The sequence below is a fragment of the uncultured Brachyspira sp. genome, from assembly GCF_944390595.1.
GTDB lineage: Bacteria > Spirochaetota > Brachyspiria > Brachyspirales > Brachyspiraceae > Brachyspira.
Genome location: NZ_CALXRN010000023.1, coordinates 1 through 3,987 on the forward strand (window position 1 = coordinate 1; position 3,987 = coordinate 3,987).

The window sequence follows — 3,987 nt, forward strand, 5'->3', positions numbered from 1 at the left end:
CATCTACTATTAGAACTTTGAATGGTTTTCCAAATTCATTTATACCATCAGCTTCTTTTGTATTAATATCAGACATATTTAATTACTCCTTTTCTGATTCTACGGCAACTAATATATTAAAATCGCCAATAGAGGTATCTAGTTTTATATGAAGAAATTCCGAATCACTTATCGAAACTTCTAAATTCTTGCTTTTCATAATAACCGGCGGAGATATATCAACATCATATCCGTCAGATTCTAATTTAGTAACTGAAAGACCTGCTATCAAGTTTACTAATTCCTGTAATGTAGATAATGATAATTTATCAATATCCTTTATTTCTCTATCATTCATCAAGGAAACTATTTTTTTTGCTGTTTCCTCTTCCATATCAATTAAAAAGTGACCAATTATATCTTTTGATAAAGCTACTATAGCTATTAATCCCGATGTATTTAAAAAGTCTCCTTTTAATGTTATGTCACTTGTTTTTATACCATCTTTTATATAATTTGCTAGTATTTCATTAGATGCATCTGTAAATGGTCTTATATAGTCAAGTCTCATTTTTATACTCTTTTTATATACTAATTACTTGCGTATATTCTAACAATTTATCACTTTTTTTGCAAGTATGCTTGTAAAAGAAGTATTAAGATGCCTGCCTTAAATATCGAAAAAAAAATCATTTACTTTATTACAATATTTTATTTGGCATTTCTTGTAATATTTTGATATTTAACCTTATTTATTTTAAGCTAGAAATAAAACTTTTGATACTTAATACAGTTATTAATAAATAATATAGTATGTCTATATTGTTTTTATTTTATGTATTTTAGCACTATATAAAAATAATTTTTTATTATTTTATAATAAAAAAAGAGCTTAAAATAATCATGAATATTTCAAGCTCTTTTATTTTTAATACCAGTAATTATTTTACATTTCTTTGTAGAAATCTATATGATGCTGTAACTCATCAGGCAAAGGATTTCCAGTCTTTGTAAATTTGAAATATCTGTTTTCTAATTCTGTAGCTCTTTTTGCTCTAATATTTTTAAATCTGTTTGCTATTTCAGTAAACATAGGCTGTTTTGAAAGTTCTTCTCTTATGTTCTTAGAAAAAGGAACTTGTCTATACAATATTCCTCTAGCAACTTTATTGAGTCTCATAATACCTTTGCTTTCATACCTTATCCATAAATTATAATCTGAAACAAATACTTCTCTTAAATTATTTCTGCACTTTTTAATCTGTATTTTTAATTTTTCTTTAGATTCATCTGATAAGTTTCTATTCTTTCTGTAGAATTGAACATAATCACTATACTCTGAAGTAATTGACATTTGAGTAATATCGTTCCAAGCAGGTCCTAACATAGTTTTGCATAATTCCCATCTGAATGCTCCTATGGTAGGTATTAATAAAGTATCTATATCTTCAGAAGTAAATATAGGGAATAAGAATCTTCCTGTACTATTTTTTTGTCTGCTTGAAAGTTCTTCCCACATTATAGCTCTTGAACCGAATGTAGGCATCAGTATTATATTAGGCAATACTTCCTGCATAACGAGTTCTTTTTCTATGTTTAGCTCTTTGTTTTTATATAATACTTCTCTGTAGAAAGCTGAAAAATCTATATCTATTATTTCTCTTATAGATTTTTCCATGAAATCTCTTCGTATTAATGCGTTCTCAAAGTCTTTCGTTATCATATCTTTATGAAGTATAGGGAAGTATATACTTACTTGTCCGTAACATAATCTGTGAGTAGTTTCAATCATATTTTCTACTTCATATTCCAATCTTTTTGAAGAACTTTCCCAATACTCTTCAAGCTGCTTATCATTTATAGTTCCTCTCTTTTTTAATTCTCTTAATGCTTCTCTATAATCCTGTCCGAAACCATTAACAGAAGGCGGTTCATCTCTGTCATATATTTTTTTAAGCCATTCGTCTATGTAGAATATATTAATTTTTTTAGATTTACTCCTATCTTTTATTTCATAAAGCTCCATTATTTGATTTGGAGTGAGCAGCTGATCATCCATATATCCGAAGTTTAAAAACATTTTTATAAGTCTGCTGCTTTCTCCTTCTATTATGACTCTTTTTGCAATTTCTTTATATATTTCAAAAAATACGTTTGTAACACCTCTTCTTATTTTTCTTACATCATCTTCTGTACTAAATTTATCTCTTAATTTTCTAAATGCCTGTAAAGATTTCATAAAGTTTCTAGCTTTATCTTCATCGATAGATGACATTTCTATTAATTTTTTAGTAGGATTTTTTACTTCTTCAGGCAATGATTCAAATCCTAAAGTTACTTTTATGCTATCAGATGATTCATTCATAATATTTTGTTCATCTGGGGATAATACTAAATTTTTAGATATTCTTTTTATTATTGAATCAATTTCTTCTATGTCTATATTTAGATCATAATCATATTCTTTTTTAATTTTTTGATATATATCTTTTATTATATTTGACATATATTTAGAATACTTTACCCACACTTCATTGTCTCTTCCCTGTCTGTCTAAATCCATAGCAATTTTAGTATATTCATTGAATAATGATTCAGATTCGTTTGAGTATAAAAATAATATATTTTCTATTCCTTCTACAATTTCTGTTTTTAATAATGATGCCATTTTTTTGAGGCTTTCATAAAGCATATGCGAAGCGTCTAAGCTCATATTGGTATCATAAGTGAAAAATTGAGATTTAACATTTTTAGGCATAGTTAAAAATCTTCTAACATAATCAATTTCAAATTCTAATTTTTCATAATTTTCTATTAATTGATTTTTATTATGCATGTAAATTTCACTATGATCTGTTTTTATAAAATCTACATCAAAAGAAGTAGGGAAATTAAATCCTGAATTTATAGAATCATCATAAATTTCTTTATAACTTTTAAATAATTCAGATTTCACAGCTCTTGGTTTTCCTTGCTGTAAATTAAAATATATAACAGATAAGTTAGCAATATTTATTTTTACTTCTTCATTTATCTTTTTTATTTTTACATATTCATCATAACATTTTAGTATAAAGTATGCTATTGAATGATATATATTTGTTAAATACGGCTTATTAGCATCAAAAAAATTTTTAACATACTCTTTATCAGGAACTTTTACAGCATATATTTCTGTATTATCCTTAGACTTAAATGAAAACATATATTTAGAATTGCTTTTATGACTTCCTATACCAAGAATAATATTTTTAGGTATAGTAAATAGTTTGCAGCTATATCTCATAATTTCACTTTCATCTTCTATACCAAGAATTTCTTTAGAAGAAATATACACATCTATTTCTCCGTTTGTAACAATAGAAATATTTTGTACTGTTTGTCCCTCATGAAATATAATACTATCTGGTTTTAATTTTAAATTTCCATTTTCCTCAATATTTACACTCATAATTAATAACTCACTATAAAAATTTGTATTATTTTTTAGAATACTTATAAAAGTATAACTTATTTTTTAAGAATATGCTAGTTTTTTTATTTTTTCAAGGCTTTTTATGTCAATATTGGCTTTTTTTTAGTTTAAGAAACATCATTTTTGAAGTGTTTTTTTAATAGCTGTGTAATTTTTGTAGTAAATGTATTGTATATAGTTAAAAATAAAAATAAATTGCGATTTTTTTATAAAATAAGCGTTAAAAACTATTGCGTTTTTTTGGCTGCATGCTATACTAATAAAACATTGATGATAAATAAAAAACATCAATGAGAAACGAAAGGTTCTTTGACAGATATATAAGAGCGTAGATTTTTAGAAAGTAATTTCCAACAAAAACGGAAATCAGCATTGATAAAAATCTTCACTAGATAAAGAAAACACAATTAGATTGTGTGTCTTAGAGTAGAAACAATTAAGCGGAGCGTTACTAAAGAATTAGATAAGAAACAGCTTTAATTAGCTAAAAGTCTCATTCAATTTGATGTATTAAACTTAGCTTTGATATTAGA

The 3,987-nt window shown here is 25.4% G+C and carries 2 protein-coding genes; both read right to left on the bottom strand.

Annotation, left to right across the window (positions count from 1 at the left end):
* Window positions 1-82 precede the first annotated feature (82 nt).
* Window positions 83-550, bottom strand: a complete 468-nt coding sequence (locus Q0J90_RS01265; RefSeq protein WP_297276189.1) for a chemotaxis protein CheX — start codon at window positions 548-550, stop codon at window positions 83-85.
* Window positions 551-925: 375 nt separating this feature from the next.
* The gene (locus Q0J90_RS01270; protein ID WP_297276190.1) at window positions 926-3,430 is read right to left on the bottom strand and encodes a Crp/Fnr family transcriptional regulator; all 2,505 of its coding nucleotides are present in this window, start codon (window positions 3,428-3,430) and stop codon (window positions 926-928) included.
* Window positions 3,431-3,987: the final 557 nt, after the last annotated feature.

Excerpts from the sequence above, each read along its gene's own strand:
- Q0J90_RS01265 (WP_297276189.1), bottom strand. The coding sequence starts at position 550 with ATGAGACTTGACTATATAAGACCATTTACAGATGCATCTAATGAAATA.
- Q0J90_RS01270 (WP_297276190.1), bottom strand. The coding sequence starts at position 3,430 with ATGAGTGTAAATATTGAGGAAAATGGAAATTTAAAATTAAAACCAGAT.